General features: G+C 52.6%; 16 protein-coding genes. 11 read left to right on the top strand and 5 right to left on the bottom strand.

Annotated features, from left to right (window positions below):
- The first annotated feature begins 72 nt into the window (after positions 1-72).
- The 10 genes from H8S18_RS12045 (at position 73) to H8S18_RS15135 (ending at position 13342) form a co-directional block, all read left to right on the top strand.
- Positions 73-1020, top strand: coding sequence for an NAD(P)-dependent oxidoreductase (locus H8S18_RS12045; RefSeq protein ID WP_186858514.1), 948 nt, complete (start codon positions 73-75; stop codon positions 1018-1020).
- A gap of 289 nt (positions 1021-1309) precedes the next feature.
- Entirely contained in the window at positions 1310-1846 is a 537-nt protein-coding gene (locus H8S18_RS12040) for a DUF1836 domain-containing protein (protein ID WP_186858513.1), read from the top strand.
- A gap of 272 nt (positions 1847-2118) precedes the next feature.
- The gene (locus H8S18_RS12035; RefSeq protein ID WP_186858512.1) at positions 2119-2868 is read left to right on the top strand and encodes an NfeD family protein; all 750 of its coding nucleotides are present in this window, start codon (positions 2119-2121) and stop codon (positions 2866-2868) included.
- A 94-nt stretch (positions 2869-2962) separates the two neighbouring features.
- Entirely contained in the window at positions 2963-4420 is a 1458-nt protein-coding gene (locus H8S18_RS12030; RefSeq protein ID WP_186858511.1) for a flotillin family protein, read from the top strand.
- Positions 4421-4578: 158 nt separating this feature from the next.
- Entirely contained in the window at positions 4579-6375 is a 1797-nt protein-coding gene (locus H8S18_RS12025; protein WP_186858510.1) for a M3 family metallopeptidase, read from the top strand.
- Positions 6376-6545: 170 nt separating this feature from the next.
- Positions 6546-6698, top strand: a complete 153-nt coding sequence (locus H8S18_RS12020) for a hypothetical protein (RefSeq protein WP_186858509.1) — start codon at positions 6546-6548, stop codon at positions 6696-6698.
- 130 nt (positions 6699-6828) lie between these two features.
- A complete protein-coding gene (gene ybaK / locus H8S18_RS12015) occupies positions 6829-7308 on the top strand; it encodes a Cys-tRNA(Pro) deacylase (protein WP_186858508.1) in 480 nt (159 codons plus the stop codon).
- A gap of 28 nt (positions 7309-7336) precedes the next feature.
- Positions 7337-7786, top strand: a complete 450-nt coding sequence (locus tag H8S18_RS12010; protein ID WP_186858507.1) for an aminoacyl-tRNA deacylase — start codon at positions 7337-7339, stop codon at positions 7784-7786.
- Positions 7787-8502: 716 nt separating this feature from the next.
- Positions 8503-12882 (top strand): DUF7601 domain-containing protein, encoded by a 4380-nt coding sequence (locus tag H8S18_RS12005; RefSeq protein WP_186858506.1) that lies wholly within the window; start codon positions 8503-8505, stop codon positions 12880-12882.
- Between the two features lie 49 nt (positions 12883-12931).
- Positions 12932-13342: a hypothetical protein gene (locus H8S18_RS15135; protein WP_407926967.1), complete on the top strand. Its 411-nt coding sequence runs from the start codon at positions 12932-12934 to the stop codon at positions 13340-13342.
- Between the two features lie 79 nt (positions 13343-13421).
- Here the strand turns inward: H8S18_RS15135 and H8S18_RS11995 are convergent, their stop codons facing one another.
- The 5 genes from H8S18_RS11995 to H8S18_RS11975 form a co-directional block, all read right to left on the bottom strand.
- Positions 13422-13769: an arsenate reductase family protein gene (locus tag H8S18_RS11995; protein ID WP_186858505.1), complete on the bottom strand. Its 348-nt coding sequence runs from the start codon at positions 13767-13769 to the stop codon at positions 13422-13424.
- The gene (locus tag H8S18_RS11990) at positions 13769-14311 is read right to left on the bottom strand and encodes a GNAT family N-acetyltransferase (RefSeq protein WP_243165150.1); all 543 of its coding nucleotides are present in this window, start codon (positions 14309-14311) and stop codon (positions 13769-13771) included. The genes H8S18_RS11995 and H8S18_RS11990 overlap by 1 nt, the downstream gene beginning before the upstream one ends.
- Positions 14290-14763, bottom strand: a complete 474-nt coding sequence (locus tag H8S18_RS11985) for a YbaK/EbsC family protein (protein WP_186858504.1) — start codon at positions 14761-14763, stop codon at positions 14290-14292. Before H8S18_RS11985 ends, H8S18_RS11990 begins: the two co-directional genes overlap by 22 nt.
- A gap of 31 nt (positions 14764-14794) precedes the next feature.
- Positions 14795-15229 carry a hypothetical protein gene (locus tag H8S18_RS11980; protein WP_186858503.1) on the bottom strand — a complete coding sequence of 145 codons (435 nt, stop codon included), beginning with the start codon at positions 15227-15229 and terminating at the stop codon, positions 14795-14797.
- A 280-nt stretch (positions 15230-15509) separates the two neighbouring features.
- Complete coding sequence (locus H8S18_RS11975) at positions 15510-15875, bottom strand: helix-turn-helix domain-containing protein (protein WP_186858502.1); 366 nt, start codon at positions 15873-15875, stop codon at positions 15510-15512.
- A gap of 316 nt (positions 15876-16191) precedes the next feature.
- Here H8S18_RS11975 and H8S18_RS11970 point away from each other — a divergent pair, with 316 nt between their 5' ends.
- Positions 16192-16956, top strand: coding sequence for an SDR family oxidoreductase (locus tag H8S18_RS11970; RefSeq protein WP_186858501.1), 765 nt, complete (start codon positions 16192-16194; stop codon positions 16954-16956).
- Positions 16957-16981 lie beyond the last annotated feature (25 nt).

Genomic DNA, 16981 nt, shown 5'->3' with positions numbered 1-16981 from the left:
ACCTTAAATTTTTGTTGCAAACCCCGGCAATATGGTATGATGGAGGAAAGAATCGAGCTGGGAGGAACCGGTATGAAATTTGTTGCAATCGAGCCGCTTGGCATAAAAGAGGAAAGCCTGCGGGAGATGGCGGCGCGTGCGCTGCCAAAGGACGCGGAAATTGTGCTGTATAGGACGCGTGCCGCAGATGCGGAAGAACTGATCCGGAGGGGCCGGGACGCAGATGTAATTGCCGCTGCAAACCAGCCGCTTTCGGCCGAGGTGATTAACGGATGCGAAAACCTGAAGCTGCTCAGCATAGCGTTTACGGGCGTCGACCATATTGCGCTTGACGCGTGCCGCAGCAAAGGGATCACTGTGTGCAACAGCGCAGGATATTCGACGGCGGCGGTTGCCGACCTTGTGTTCGGCATGCTGATTTCGCTGGAGCGGAAGCTCGCGGAATGCGGCGAAGCGGTACGCGCGGGCAAAACAAGGGAAGGCCTTGTGGGCAGTGAGCTCGAAGGGAAACGGTTTGGTGTAGTCGGCACGGGGGAAATCGGCCTGCGGGTAGCACGGATCGCCGGGGCGTTTGGCTGCGAGGTGCTTGCATACAGCCGCACGGAAAAAGATGTTCCGGGCATACGCTATACAGGGCTGCCTGAATTGCTTTCCGTATGCGATATTGTTTCCCTGCACGTGCCGCTGACCGGGCAAACGCGCGGCATGATCGGGGAAAAGGAATTGGGGCTGATGAAACGGGAGGCGGTGCTCGTCAACACGGCGCGCGGGCCGCTTGTAGACGGACGGGCGCTGGCCCAGGCCCTGCGCGAGGGGCGCATCGGAGGGGCGGCGGTCGACGTATTTGATGCGGAACCTCCCCTTTCGGAAGACGAACCCCTTTTGTACGCGCCGCGTACGGTTCTTGCTCCGCACGTGGGCTTTGCGACAAAAGAGGCGCTTTATAAAAGGGCGCTGATTGTGACGGATAACGTAAGAAAGTGGCTCGCCGGGACACCGCAGAATGTGGTGCAGCGGTAGTGGCGGGCGAAGCGCAAACAGGGCTGCCTCCGGTTTTTGGAAGCGGCTTTTTTTGCATAAAAAATAGTTTGGGAGTCACACGAAATTATTTGACAGTCATATGACTGCATGATATAATATGGGCATAAAAAGGCAAAATACGCTATGCAGAGCAAAAAAAGGCCGGACCGCATGGGAAAAAACGGACGAAATTCCGGGAGAGTCGTTCCGGTGCGGGAAGCCCGGCAGAGAGCGCTTATGCCGGGGCGAAGCCTGGGGATAGACTTAGGCAAAGGAGGACTGAAAGCCAATGATACGTTTTTTGCCGGGCACTACGGTAGAAATGAATATTGATCACGGCATACAGGATTTCCTGAATTCACTGTTCGCGGCAAATGGGCTGGTGCTTTCGCAGGTGCTGCAGCTGACGGGATTATCGGCGCATACGGTCCAGAATTGGGTCAAGCGGAAATTCGTGCCGCCGCCTGTGAACAAAAAATACGATTGCGACCAGTTTTGTACCATCGTGATGATTAATATGATGAACGACATCTTCCAGATAGACCAGGTGACGCGGATGATCCGCTATGTGGAAACCCTGTGCGGAAAGGGAGCATCGACGCTGATCTACACCTGTTTTGTCGAGCTGCTCCGGCAGGTGCCGGGGGACGCAATCCGCGAAGCAACCGGGGTCGACGATATCATTGCCCGGGTAGTGGGGGAAAAGATGCCGGGCGGCACGCAGGCCGGGGAACGGCTGAAAAAAGTATTGAAAATTATCCTGCTGACACATCTGTCTGCACAGATCAAGGCAGAGGCGAACCAGCTCCTGAACGCTTTGGAATAAAAAAGCGGGCACGGGATGAACCGCGCGGGCGTGGGAAAGGCGAAGGCTTCGTTTTTCCTATTCCCACGGGCAATCGCAGAAAACGGCATAAGCTGCGCCGTATCGGGAATAAACGGAAAAAGCGCCCTTATGGGGACAAAAGGGCTGTTTCTTTGGAAGCGGGCGCTTATAAGCCGGGCAGAAAGAACAACTGCGCAAAAACGAAGCTGTACCCGGAGGGGTTAAGCGGGCAAAGAGGCGCATGTTGCGACGCAGGAAGGAGGTATAGGTATATGTTGGCTTGGTGGGAGGCCATGACACTGGTCGAGCAGATTTTTGCAGTAGTTGGCATCGCATCCACGGTGCTCCTTGTGATTGAAGTGATCCTGCTCCTCATTGGCGCGGGGCACGGAGGCGACGCGGACATAGGGACGGATGCGCCCGGCGATGCACATTTTGATTTTGATGCGCAGGGCGATGTCTATCTGCCGCAGGATATGGATATCCATATCGGGGATATCACGGCGGACGGGATATCCGATGTAGACATTTCATCCGGTGCGGATCTGCACGGCGGCATGGCGGACACGGGGGATCCCGCAGGAGCGCACGATACGCACACGCATTTTGGCGGAAGCGGGCTGCACCTGTTCACGCTGCAGGGGCTGGTGGCGTTCTTTGCGGTATTCGGCTGGTCGGGGCTTTTGATGCTCAAATCAGACGTACTGCCCGTGGCGAGCGTAGTCCTTGCGATTGTGTTCGGTATCGTCGCCATGGTGCTTATCGCGGTGGCGATGCGCGCCATGATGCGGCTTCAGTCGGATGGCACGCTTGATATCCGCAACGCGCTTGGAAAGTCGGGTACGGTGTACCTGCCCATCCACGAAAAGCGGAGAGCGGCAGGTAAGGTGTCGATTATGGTGCAGGACCGCCTTGTGGAGATGGACGCGGTCACGGATGGAGAGGCGACAATCCCTACCGGAGCGGAAGTTACGGTAGTGGGCATTTCCAACGGCAATACGCTGATTGTGGTAAAAAAGTAAGAAAATGCCGCCGGAAGTGGGGCCCGGGGCGCTGCAACTGTTATAAAAAGTGGGTTCTGAGTTTTCCGCAAATGCGGAAGAAGGGGTAGACAAAATGAGTATTGAATCACTGATTTTAATCGTAGTTATCGTTGTATTGGCGTTTATGTGCCTGTTGATTTTCCTGACGAGGTACAAAAAATGCCCGTCCGACAGGATTATGGTCATTTATGGTAAGGTGGGGCAGAATACGGATGGGACGAACCGCACGTCGAAATGTATCCATGGCGGCGCGGCGTTCGTATGGCCTGTCATCCAGGCATACCAGTATCTTGACCTGACGCCGCTTTCCATCCAGGTAGACCTGAAAAATGCGCTTTCGCGCCAGAATATCCGGATCGACGTTCCCTCGATCTTTACGGTGGGTATCTCGACGGAGCAAGGCGTGATGCAGAACGCGGCGGAACGCCTGCTGGGGCTTGCGATGAGCGAGGTGCAAGAGCTTGCCAAGGATATCATTTTTGGCCAGCTGCGCCTTGTGATTGCAACGATGGATATCGAAGAGATCAACACAGACCGGGATAAATTCCTGGAGGCGGTTTCCCGGAACGTAGAGTCCGAGCTGAAAAAGATTGGCTTGCGGCTCATCAACGTAAACGTAACGGATATCAGCGACGAATCGGGCTACATTACGGCGCTCGGCAAAGAAGCGGCCGCCAAAGCGATCAACGACGCGAAGAAGTCGGTTGCGGAAAAAGTGCGCGACGGCTCCATCGGCGAGGCGAACGCCCAGCGCGACCAGCGTGTGGAAGTCGCAACCGCAAACTCCAAGGCAATCACGGGCGAGAACACGGCGAAAATCGAAATTGCGCAGTCGGACGCGGCAAGAAGGGAAAAGGAAGCGGAAGCGATGCGGCTTGCGACCGCGGCGGAAAAGGTGCAGTCCGCAAAGGCCCTCGAAGAAGCGTACGCGGCAGAGAAAGAAGCCGAGCTTGCAAGGTCGGCGCGTGAAAAAGCGACGCTCGAAGCGGACGTTATCGTCAAAGCGGAAATCCAGAAACGCCAGATCGAGCTGGCCGCAGAGGCGGAAGCGGAACGCCTGCGCAGGCAGGCAGCCGGTGAAGCGGACGCCATTTATGCAAAAATGGAAGCGGAAGCGCGCGGTATGCAAGAAATTCTCAAAAAGCAGGCAGCCGGGTTTGCCGATATTGTAGACGCGGCGGGCGGAAGCGCAAAGGACGCGCTGATGCTGATGCTTGCGGATAAGATGGAAAACCTGATGAAGGTGCAGGTGGAAGCGATCCGCGACCTGAAGATCGATAAAGTCACCGTATGGGACAGCGGAGAAGGCAAGGACGGAAAATCGTCCACGGCGAACTTTCTCTCCGGGCTCATGAAGAGTATCCCGCCCATGAACGAGATTTTCGAGATGGCGGGTATGGAACTGCCGGAATTCCTCGGCAAGAAAATTGGACCGAAAGAACCGCCGAAACTGGAAGAACCGAAAGCGGATGCGGCGCAGGAAGCCATGCCAAAAGAAGCAGGGCCTGAAGAACCACAGGAAAACAAATAAGCAAAAGAGGGGTATAGGTTTGCCATAGGCGCAAATGGCTACGCCGCTTGCCTGGAAAGGGCAGGCGGCGTTTGGCGTTCCGGGCAGGAAATGAGTATTCCATTGGCATAACATTGTGTGCTGTTTTATGGTAAAATGGTGGCACGGAGGACATTTTGATGAAAAAACAATTACGGATTACAGCCCTTGTTACGGCGGTTCTTATTCTGGCAGCGCTCGTAAGCGGATGCAGCATTGCGCGTACGATCATTACGGAGGCAGTGGACGAGATACGCAGCGGCAGCGCGCAGCCGTCCCCGTCTTTTTCGCCGCAGCCCTTTCCGGAGCTCGACCCGCAGGATACGGATGCGACGCCTTTTTCCGAAATAGAGTATGTGCGCCCCGATGCAGAAGGAACGGCCGCGCGTCTCTATGAGCTGGCGGAGGAAATATACGGTTGTGAAAACGCGCAGGAATTAAAGGCGCTGTTCGAAGAGGGGGAATCGCTCTACCGGGATTATAATACGATGATGAGCCTCGCCTCCCTGATGAGCACAATGAACCTTACGGATGAAACGTGGCTGGCGGAGGAGGCTTATACCACGCAGGGGTTTACCACTGTGGATATCGCGTATGAGGAATACTACGTAGCGCTTTACAACTCTTCGTTCCGTACGGAAATTGAAAAGAACTGGCAGCCGGGTTATTTTGATCAGATTGTCGAGGATGAAGAATGGTATGGAGAGGGAACGCAGGCCCTTTACGAAAAAGAGGCGGAACTGCTTTCCGAATATGCGCAGAAGCGGGCAACGCTGACGATTCCCTGGGACGGGGAGGAACTGACCTACGATGATATTGCAATGCTGGATGATTGGGAAGCATACTATGATGCGCTTGCCGCGTGGTATGAGGCGCATGAGCCTGAACTTGGAGGCATTTATGTAGAACTCGTGCAAACGCGCACGCAGCTCGCCCAAAAGATTGGGTTCGAAACCTACACGGATATGGTGTTTGCACAAAACGGTGTGGATTATACGCCGGAAATGATGGAAAATATGCTCAGCGAGATTGTGGATTATCTTGCACCGGTATATGCGGAAACGTTCGACTACCTGATCGAAGAAGATGTAGAATACGAGGAGTGGGCGGATTTTGTACAGGATACGCTCTACGGGATGGATGCCGCTCTCGGTGAAAATTTCCAGTTGATGCGGGAATACGGCCTGATTGACTGGCAGCCGCGCGCCGGAAAAAGCCCGGGGGCGTATACGACCTATCTTGACAGCTACTATTCGCCGTTTATATTGATGTCCTATACGGGCGATGAATACAGCATGACAACGCTGGTTCATGAATTCGGGCACTTCAATAATTACCTTGAAATGGGCGCCGTTGCGGAAACGACGGATGTTTCGGAAATTTACTCGCAGGCTCTGGAGCTTTTGGCGGCCAACCACTACGGAGAATTTTTCGGGGCAGAAACGGGATACGAAATGCAGTATAATGCGCTGTCCGACAAAATAAACTCTCTTGTCCAGCAGGCCTACTATACGGCGGTGGAGCAGGAAGTATATTCGCTTGGAGAGAACGAAATTACGCTCGAGGCGGTGGAGGAGATTGCCGGGCGGCAGGCGGAGCGGTTTGGATTCACAGACCTCTTTTATGAAGATTTGTATGCGTATGACTGGGTTACGATACCGCACCTTTACGAGTCGCCGTATTATACGTTTGCCTATGCGACGTCGGCGGATATCGCGGTACAGTTGTGGGAGCTTTCGCTTACGGATGAACAGGCTGCGCTGGATGTATACCAGGCACTCCTCAGGCGGGAAGAAAGCGGTGATTTTATTGCGGGCGTGAAGGCGGCGGGGCTGGCGAGCCCGTTTGACGAAGGAGAAATACCGCGTATTGCGCAGGTGCTGCAAAAATATTTGATTGAAGAAGACTGGAGCACCGAAGGGGAAGCGGCGGCGTAAAAAGGGCGGCGGGAATTTACTGCGGTCTTGGATTTTAATGTTTCCGGCCGGTGGAAGCGTGTATCTTTATAGCACAGAAAACCGGCGGATCACGGATAATCGAACGTCATAAATTGCGTATCGCTGAGTCTTACCGGCTTTTGAATTTTATAAAAAAAGAGGTGCCCAATATGGAAGCGATGGAAAAAGCAGGAAAAAAAGTAGATGAAGTCATAACCAAGGTAGCGGATAAAACCAAGGAAGGCGTGAGCAAGGTGTCGTCCAAAGTGCATGAGGCCGGAACCAAGGCGAATAACGCGGTGCAGCGTAAGACTTCGAAATAGTCATTAATCATAGAACCCATAAAAAACCGTTTGTACGCAGGAAAATGCGCGCAAACGGTTTTTTATATACGGCGGCTTGTTTGTATTTGCAAAAAAATGACGGCCCGGTATAATAAGAGGGGAGGTTTTTATGGGAACTGTGAAGACAAACGCGATGCGCATGCTGGACCGCGCAAAAATCGCCTATAAGACTCATTCCTATGAAGTGAAAGACGGCGCCGTCGATGGGATTACCGCCGCGAAAAAGCTCGGTATTGCACCGGAAAAAGTGTTTAAAACATTGGTGACACAAGGTGCGGACCGGCAATATTTTGTGTTTGTGGTGCCGGTAGAGCGCGAGCTGGACCTCAAAAAAGCGGCGCGTGCAGTGGGCGAGAAGCATGTGGAAATGATTCCTGTAAAAGATTTAAACAAAGTGACGGGCTATATCCGCGGGGGATGTTCGCCCGTTGGAATGAAGAAAGCATACGGCACGGTCATTGACCGCTCGTGCGGGCAGCTTCCGGAAATGCTGGTGAGCGCGGGAAAAGTCGGGCAGCAAATAGAGCTTGCCCCACAAGACCTGATTGCCGCGGTACACGCAAAAACAGCAGATCTTGTGCGGGAATAGATACAATAGCTGAAGGAAAGATGCAATTATGATGAACTTGGAGCAACTGAAGGATTATCTCACGGAGAACAAAGTCGTTTTTGAACTACAGGAGCATGAACAGCCGCTTGCAGGGGCCAAAGATGCGATCCGGTATTTTGATGCGGAACTTGTCGCTGCCGTCTATGTGATCAATACGGAGCGTGGACTGGCCGCCATGGTCGTGAACGCCGGCAGGGACAGTATGGATATTGAATCCATCAATTATGTGTTGGGATATAAAGTGAAGGGGATGGCAGACCCGAAACTTGTAAAACAGGCGACGGGGTATGAAGCAAAACTCCTGCCGCTGATCGGGCACAACCTTCCCATTCTGTTCGATAAGGGAATGACGATACACGACTATATTTACGGAAACACGGGCGATCCGCGCCACACCATTAAACTGCGGCCGGAGGACGTGATCCGGCTGAACAAAATGCTGGCGTTCGTAGAATAAAAGCGAAAGCGCCTCCTTTCCCTGCTGGTGCAGAAGATGTCGGGTAGTTGTCATGCAAATGACTGCGAATTTGTGATAAAATGCTAATATGAAAAAAGTGAAGAGAGTACGGGAAACCGTGCTCTCTTTTTTATATGGAGTTTTGTGCACCGGATGAGGCTGACGGCGCCGTTTTGCGCGAGCGTCCTGCTCGCGAATAATCCACAAGTCCCGCGAAGGAAAAGACCTAAGCAGCGGCAAAATGTGTTTAACAATAAAGAAGGGTAAAAGGAGGCAGCATGATGAGGAAAAGAAAGCATGACCGCATGAAAAGAGCCGCCTGCAGCGAATTGTATACGGTGGTTCTTTTTTGTTTGCGAAAATGGGGAAAAAACCTTTTCAATCCATGCAAATTGCAGTCAGATCTATATAGACAAAACAGATTTGGTTTTGCTATAATAAAACAAAAGAACTATTATAGATAAAGGGTTGACGAGCATGTTTCCGTCGGCAATAATCTTTACAGACAGACAGACAGACAGACAGACAGACAGACAGACAGACAGACAGACAGACAGACAGACAGACAGACAGACAGACAGACAGACAGACAGACAGGGGTAAACCCTGCCCATAATTTCATATTCTGTTTATGTAAACATCTATTTTCATTGCAAAATAGATGTTTTTTTTATTTATAATATCTCAATGATTTGATAAAGAAGGAAATGAACTCGATGAAAAAAGTAACTGCGGTATTGATTTGTATTATGTTGGTTCTTTCGCTGGGAATCACAGGTTTTGCGGAAGATGCAGGGGACGCCGTTCCCTCTTCTTCGGCGCAGATGGGTCAAAGTGAGGAGCCTGCGGATGGAGACCTGACGCCCGGGCAGAGTCCGGAGGCGCAGTTCTCCGTATCGCCGGAAGAAGATACGGCGCTCCCCAACGCGGGAACGGAGCCGGAAGCAAGCGGGCCGCCTGTCCCCGGCGATGGTGCAGACGGTGAAGAAAAGAAGGATGGAAACGCGGAGCCGTCGGGTCTCCCGGCGGAAAGCAGCGCAAATGCCCTTTTGCTGGGCAGTTCTGCCGCTGTTTCAGATTGGGAGGAATTGAAGCAGGCAATCGAATCGGGCGTCGGCGGAACCTTTGAATTGCCGGAAACATTAGAGGCGGGTAATGTTATTACCATTCCGCAGGGAACGGAGGTCGTGTTGGCGGCAAACGGCGCAGGAAGCCATATTAGCCGCCAAAATATCAAGACAGGAGAGTTTATCGTTTCTTCCGGCGCGAAGCTGACGTTGCAGGGTTCCTTTGTTGTTTCGCACGAAACCAATTTGAACGGAGCAAACTTCATCCGTGTGGAAGAAGGCGGAGAACTCACGCTGGAAGCCCGGTTGGAAGCGCAGGCGGATAATACGGAATATGGAACGCAGAACACGGATAGAAATGGAGAATATATCAAAAGCTTCATTGATTGCAGTGGGAAACTGACCATGTCGGCGGGGAGCGTGGTTACGGGATGGACGCAGAACAAGCAGGCAGACCGGCACAACGTTAACTACGACCCGGGCGCGGCAGTAAAAATTTCCGGAGCGAACGCTTCCTTTATCATGAACGGGGGAAGCATTACCGGCAATACAAACACAAATGTAACAAACAGCATGGTTACTTCATCGGTGCAGATTCTTGATGGCGCTGCATTCCTTATGAACGACGGGGAAATCAGCGGGAACGGCAAGGGGGCCAGCGAAAGCGGAAGGAGAGACAACAGCACCCTCGGCGGCGGCGTATATGTATCGGGCAGTAAATTCACGATGAACGGAGGAAGTATTTCTGACAACGAAGGACGCAACGGCGCAGGCGTTTATTTGACCTCAGGCGCGGAATTTGTCATGACAGGAGGCAGTATTACTGGAAATACCCTTTGCTCGCGCAATACTACAGCAAGCGGCGGCGGAGTGTACGTGGGCTCCGGCTGTACCTTCCGCATGGAATCGGCCGATGCAAATTTTCCCGCATCTGTCAGCGATAATACCCTTTATACGGAAAACGACGAGTATAGTTACCATCAGTATCATGGCGGCGGCGTTTATGTGGACGGGACTTTCATCATGAAGGACGCCCAGATTAACGGAAATAGGGCGGTGACCACCAGCGGAAACGGCGGCGGGGGTATCTACAACAGAGGCGAGGTGGAAATCGAAGGCGGAGAAATCAGCGGCAATATGGCTTTTTATGATTTGGACCATACCGGTTATTACAGCTATGGAGGAGGGGTATACAGCGCATCTGGAAGTTCATTTGCCGCGGCGGGAACGACTATAGCGGGGAATACGGCGATGCATGGCGGCGGGATTTATGGAACAAGGGCCTCCGTCAGCCTTACAGACTGCGTGATAGAAGGCAATACGGCGACTATGGCCAATGCGGATAGTTATGGGGGCGGGGCTCTGCTGACAACTGGGTCGACGCTGAATATTTCCAACACTGTAGTGCAAAAGAACAGCAGCAAAAGTTACGGCGGCGGACTGCACATACAAAGCATGAGCGGCGTGACCGTGCTTGGGCAAGGCGTAACTGTATCGGAAAATACTGCGGGCATTGCCGGCGGCGGTTTGATGAATGTGGGGACGGAGACCGAGATTGCCGGAGCGGTCATTACAGGGAATTCCGCTCCCGATGGAGCCGGAGCGGCCAATATGGCCAGCGGCACGCTGCGCATGACGGGTGGCACGATAACGGAGAATACTGCCGCGTCCACCGGGGGCGGCGTGGCAAATAGCAACGGTACTTTCACGATGACGGGCGGAGCCATTTATAATAACCAGGCGGGAGACGCCGGGGCGGACGTAGGGAGCTACGGCGGCGGGAATACGGTATTTACCCTGCCCGAAGCAAGTTCGTGCGGGCTGCCGGGCGTTGAAAAATGGTTTGAAGACGGTTCCCTTGACGGGTCGGTTCCGCGCTATGAAGGGCATGAAACGGAGGTCCCCAGTTATGTTTCGTTTTCGGGAAGTACGGAAGACCATTTGCTGACCTTAGGGCCGGTGTCGTTGGAACAGGCGTGGTATTATGAGGTTTATTACGAATACATAGACCCGGACACCAATGAAAAAGATTGGATGGAATACGAGAAAGGCCAGGGGGGATGGGCGCTCCCCGGTGATACAGTAAGCATCAGCCACCTAACCTTTGACGGCGAGGAATTAGGTTGGGAGGATATTACAGGAAGCCAGCCTGAGATATTGGGCGTTCACTATGTCTACGATGAAAACTACGGGTTTCACCGCTTGAGCGCCACCGCGGCAGAGGCTACAGAGGAGAATCCGCTGAAAATTTATTATCGGGCAGCCCTGCACAATGTAATTTATCAGTATGAAGGCGACGTACCGCAGGGGGCGGCGGCCGTGCTTCCCGAGACAGAGGCAGCCCCATATTATTCCCGGGTAACGGTCGCGCAGGCGCCAAGCCTGAAAGGTTATGAATTTTCCGGCTGGATAGTGAAGTCCCCGGATTATACGGAAGTTGAAAACAGCAGTTTCATCATGCCCAACGAAAATGTAACGCTGGTGGGGTCGTGGAGCGAAGTGGAAACACCGGATACCGGACAAACCGTCGTTCTCACCCCGCAGAACATGATTGCATATACCGGAGGGGATTCCATAAGCGGCGATACCTTTCCCACGGTTCGCTATCAAATCGAAGCGGAGGACGAAGTGGAACTGTCAAAGCTCACGTTTGAAGTGGACGGTGCGGAATATACGCTCGAAAATGGAACCGAATCTGGGGATATTGTCATCCTGCCGTGGCTGGACGCCGGATTTACGCTGAAAGAAAGCGCCTCCATGAGAAGCCTTGTCCGCAGCGGCGGCGAAATGGCTGAAAATGATGCGGTCGCAGGCGAATATGAGATTACGGTCAACACTGAAGGCCTGTCTGTCAGTTCTTCCGATGGAAACAGCGTGGATATCCAGACCGGGAGCGGGACGCTGACCGTCAGAAATGTATCGGACCCGGAAGGCGTCATTGAGAAAGAAGCCGACATTACAAAGCCGGTTACCGCTTTGGAAGAAGAGATCAATACGCAGGACGGCATAGGGGCGGCTCTCATCCCGGCGGGAACCGTTTATTATACGAACGGGAGGGAAGAACTGGGCGTACTGGGCAGCAGTATTTCCGGCATGCCGCAGATATCCCTGCTGTTCGACGATTTGATTCCCGGGGAAAATGGGGAAGACACCAAACAGCTCCTGATTGACCGGGCGGCAAAAGATGGCTTCGTCCTGACAAACGAAAATTCGGAGTTCAAGTACCTTGACCTTGTAAACGAGAACGACGGGAACGCCTGGGTAAGCGCAAATGACGGCGCGGATATCACGATATACTGGCCATGCCCGGAAGGGGTAAACGAAAACGGTTTTACAGCGCAGGTACTGCATTTTAAGGGGCTTCACAGGGAATACCGGGGAGATATGGAAAATCAAGTGGAACAGGCCGAAATAGAGGTGATTAATGCCGAAATATCGGATGGAAATGTGGTATTCCATTTAACAGGAAACCAAACCAGCGGGAGTTTTTCACCCTTTGCGGTTTATTGGAAAGAAAAAGTTCCGGAGACTGGGACAGGGAGCCTGTCAGTAAGCCTCACGTTGTCGGGAAACGGCGCGGAACCGAACCGGGAGTTTGGTTTCACAGTTACCCTAAACGATTCCGGAATTAGCGGAACTTATGGGGATATGACATTTATAAACGGCGTTGCGTCATTTGCCTTGAAAGGGGGAGAGAGCATACTGGCCGTTGGGCTGCCGGAAGGGACAGCTTATGAAGTAACGCAGGAAAATGCAGAAGGATATTCCGTTCGCTCCTCCGGCACAGTCGGAATTATTGCGGCAGGCGGAGTTGCAAGAGCGGACTATGAAAATCATAAAGAACTGCAAGAGACGGCAGGCGGAGCAGGAACAGGAACCGGGCAAACACCGGCTGACGGACTGGACGGCGCGCCGCAAACAGGAGACGAAACGTCTGTGCTACAATACGTTTTGGCCGCCGCCGCAGGCATGGCGGCACTCATTTCCGCAGTGCGGAAATTAAAGAAAACAGCCCATCAGGAAAAATAACAGCTAAGGGAATTGTATCAACACAGAAGCGGAGACAACCTCCGCTTCTGTGACGGCCGCGAATTACGCGCAGATCATCGGCGGGGAAGACGCATGGAACAAACTGACGGATGCGCAGAAAGCGTTGGTGAACGCGTGTCTGAAAGCAGCGGGAGCGAACCCGGATAATTATACGGTAGGAAAGAACGAGAAGAAGATAGCAGAATATATCAAAGGGCAATTGGATAGAGGTAAGTATGGAGAACAACTGAAGATACCGTATTCAGGCGGCCCGCTTAGTACGGGTAGCAGGCGATCTGTCTGCATGCGTCAGGCCGATGCGCCCTTTAAGGCGCATATGAAATACCACCGGCTCTGCCGGGAAATGTTTACTGTATGGAAAAATACGCCGGAGAGCAGGCGCTGTACCGGAAAACGACCGTGTGGCGGCCAGTTTTCTGCGGACATGGGAGCAGGATAGGACAATCGCGCGGCTTGTGGGAGACGTACAGACGGAACCGGTGATTTGAAAACCGGGCGCGCCAAACCCCAAGGGGCCGTCACAGCAGTGCTTCCCATTCCTTTTCACGGAACCCAACAAGCACGCCGTGCGGGCCGATCAAAATTGGCCGCTTCACGAGCATTCCGTCCGCCGCAAGCAGCGTAAACTGCTCTGCTTCCGTCATGGAAGAGAGTTTTTCTTTGAGGTTCAGGTTTTTATAGGCAAGGCCGCTGGTGTTGAAGAAGCGCTTTAAGGGAAGGCCGCTTTTTGCGTGCCATTCGCGCAGTTCCGCCTCGGTAGGGTTCTGCGTCTTGATATCGCGGTATTCGCAGGAAAAACCATGCTCCTTCAGCCATGCTTCCGCCTTCTTGCAAGTGCTGCATTTGGGATAACAAACCAGTAACATTAAAAATCCTCCTTCTGTTTGGAAATACAAAAAACAAGGTGCGGCATATCCATGCCGTAATAATGTTTGACGAGCGAGCCGCAGACCGACATGCCGTTTCGTTTTGCGACGCTTTGCGACGCAAAGTTAGTATCGCGGATAATCGAATAAACCCGGTCCATGCCAAGGATGCGGAACGCATAGTTCCGGCAGGCTTGTGCCGCTTCGGTAGCATAACCGTGGTGCCAGAAGGCACGCTCAAACAGATACCCTATTTCCGGAACACGGATGCCCAACGCATCCTGCCATGTGATGCCGCACTGGCCTATCATTTGCCCCGTTTCCTTTAAAACAACGGCCCACAGCCCGAAGCCGTCCTGCCTGTAGCGGGCAATCTGGCGGTCGAGCCAGTCGTGCGCTTCACTGTCAGTGAATGCGTGCTCGTAAGCATACATTGCCTTTTCGTCCTGCAAAATCCGGCATAGGGCAGGGAAATCCTCTTGCGTCATTTCGCGCAGCAAAAGACGCTCCGTTTGCAGGATCATTCCTGCCACCCCTTGCATACGTCCACCCAACCGGCGGCATTTGCATATTGGAATAGTTCGTCCGGTGTGAGTTCGATGGCTGAATTTTCGCTCCCACAGGCGGGAAAAACAGTACCAAATCTTTTGAGGGAAATATCCAGGTAAGCACGGGTGCCTTCCGGGTTGGCAAATGGACACACCCCGCCGATTCCGTGACCGGTCATCTTCTCCACCTCATCTGCGGACAGCATCCGCGCCTTGCATGAAAACTGTGCGCGGTACTTGGGATTGTCGATTTTTGCGTCCCCCGCACATACCACCAATACGCATCTGTCGCTTACGCGAAAGGAAAGCGTCTTGGCGATGCGTGCAGGCTCGGTGCCCAAGGCCTGCGCGGCAAGCTCCACCGTTGCGCTGGAAGTGGGGAATTCAAGGACGTCCCCATCCCGTCCGTATGCTTTAAAATACTCTTTTACCTTGTCGATTGCCATAAGATGATTCTCCTGATAAAAAATAATTGCGTTAGGAAAGGCGCTCTTGCAGCCTATCGTACAGCGCCCGGGTCTTTTTTTCGTCCGGGAAACTGATGTAAATATCCATAGCGTCCTTTCGTGCGATGCGAAGCGTGGGCGCTGCCCCCTCGCCGGCAAACACCATAAAGCTGCCGGCCCCATCGGAATGGAAGGTTCCTTTGAGCGTACCGCCGAAGCCGCCGTAACCGTTGGTACGCGTTGCATGGGGAAACATTTCCCCGATGGACTGCTCCGCAAGGGATGCTGATTCCACGTCCGCAAGCGGAACGGAAAGGCCGTACATTCCGCGGATCACGATTTCGTCTCCCTCCACGCCTACGGAAAGCGGCTCTTCTCCATAAATAAACATGCAGGCCACCACAGCAAGGACAATGGCCGTCACAAGAATGGTTGCAAGCGTGATTTTGGGGCTGCGCTTTTCCATACGGATCTCCTTTTTCCTTATTATACCATTTGTTTCACGGTTTGGCCTCTCTTTTATGTATGGGCTGGCCGCGCGCTTACGTGTGGATGTTTATTTCGGGTTTCGACCATAATGGATAAACCGCCTTTTGTAAGAAAGCGCAAAAAAAGAACTCAATGAAAACCTGATCCGCCGAAAGCGACAGTGCTTGACCAAACAAAAGAATCAAAAAATTCCCCATTTTGCTTCCTTGACAGGAAATAAAATGGGGAATTCTATTTTTTCTTTTTCGGGAAACCTCTCATAGCGCAGATTTTTTTTGTGATGCGAACGTATTCGAGGCTCCATATTTTTTGTCGGGAGAGCTTTTTGCCTGTTGGTCACGCAGTTCCAGCAATTCAATATATTTTTCCAAATCGCGGAGGCTGTCATCCTTAAGAGCGGAAAGCCGTGTTTCCCAATAGGAACGCTCCGGGACGCTTTCAAGCCCCAGCAGGTAGTCCGCGCTCACGCCGAAAATCTTCGTCATCTGCCGGATCGTTTCGTCCGTCAGGGGAATCTTGCCTGTTTCGTATTTTGAAATCGCGGATTTTTGGACATTTAAAAGCCGCCCAAGATCTTCTTGGGTCAGGTGATTTTTCTGCCGTAAATCCCGAATTCGGTTCATTATTTCGTCCTTTGTTTATACACGTTTTGCCGTAAAAAACGGTCTTGTTATTATGATATCTCAATCAATGGTATATCCCCATTAAATTATAGGGAAAATAGATGAAAATAAATAGCGAATGTCTTAATAAGAAATATTTATGTTGACAATTTCCTAATGAGAAACTATAATACGAATTGGATTTGAAAATTCTACCGGGCGGAACGGAAGCTCCTGCCCGCAACCATGTTCATGGCTGCATCCAATCAAGCGGCTTGTATCTGAAAAAAACGAATTGAATAAAGCTTACGAATGAATAATCGGAGGGGGACTGAAGATGTACTTGGAGGATTTATTTGGCCTTGGAGGCAAGGTAGCTGTTGTAACGGGCGGAGGCCGCGGGATCGGCCAGGTGGTCGCGCGGGGGCTTGCGAAAGCTGGAGCAGAGGTCGCTGTTTTGTGCCGGTCGGGCGCGGATGAAACAGTTGCACTCATCGAGCAGGACGGCGGAAAAGCCTATTATCTCAAGACGGACGTGACCAGTGAAAACGAGGTAGAGAAGGCTCTGCGTAAGGTTGTAGCCCGGTCCGGATCGCTCGACATCGTCTTCAACAATGCGGGCATCTGTATGCATCAGGATACGATGGATGCGGCTGTGGAAGAATTTCGGGAGGTAGTAGACGTAAACTTGACGGGTGAATTCATTGTGGCGCGCAGCGCCATCCGGATTATGCTGGAACAGGGAACGGGCGGCAGCATCATCAACATGGCGTCTATGTCGGGCAGCATCGCGAACATACCCCAGTGGCAGGTCTCCTACAATGCCTCGAAGGCGGGTGTGATCCATATGACGCGTTCCCTTGCGGCAGAATTTGCCGGAACGGGCATCCGCGTAAACAGTTTGAGCCCAGGCTATATCGCAACGCCAATGTCGGCCGATACGCCAAAGGAACTGCGGGATGCGTGGATGCCGCTGATCCCGATGCACCGCATGGGAGATCCGGAAGAACTGATGCCGGCAATCCTCTATCTGGCGAGCAGGGCGGCTGGATATACGTCGGGCAGCGATGTGGTTGTGGACGGCGCCTATACATGTATTTAATTTCAATTTCAACAAGGGGGAGGGA

Origin of the sequence: Christensenella tenuis (assembly GCF_014287795.1) — a bacterium.
Lineage (GTDB): Bacteria > Bacillota > Clostridia > Christensenellales > Christensenellaceae > Christensenella > Christensenella tenuis.
Note: the sequence above shows the minus strand (reverse complement) of the source record. Positions and strands in the feature narration are given on the sequence as shown.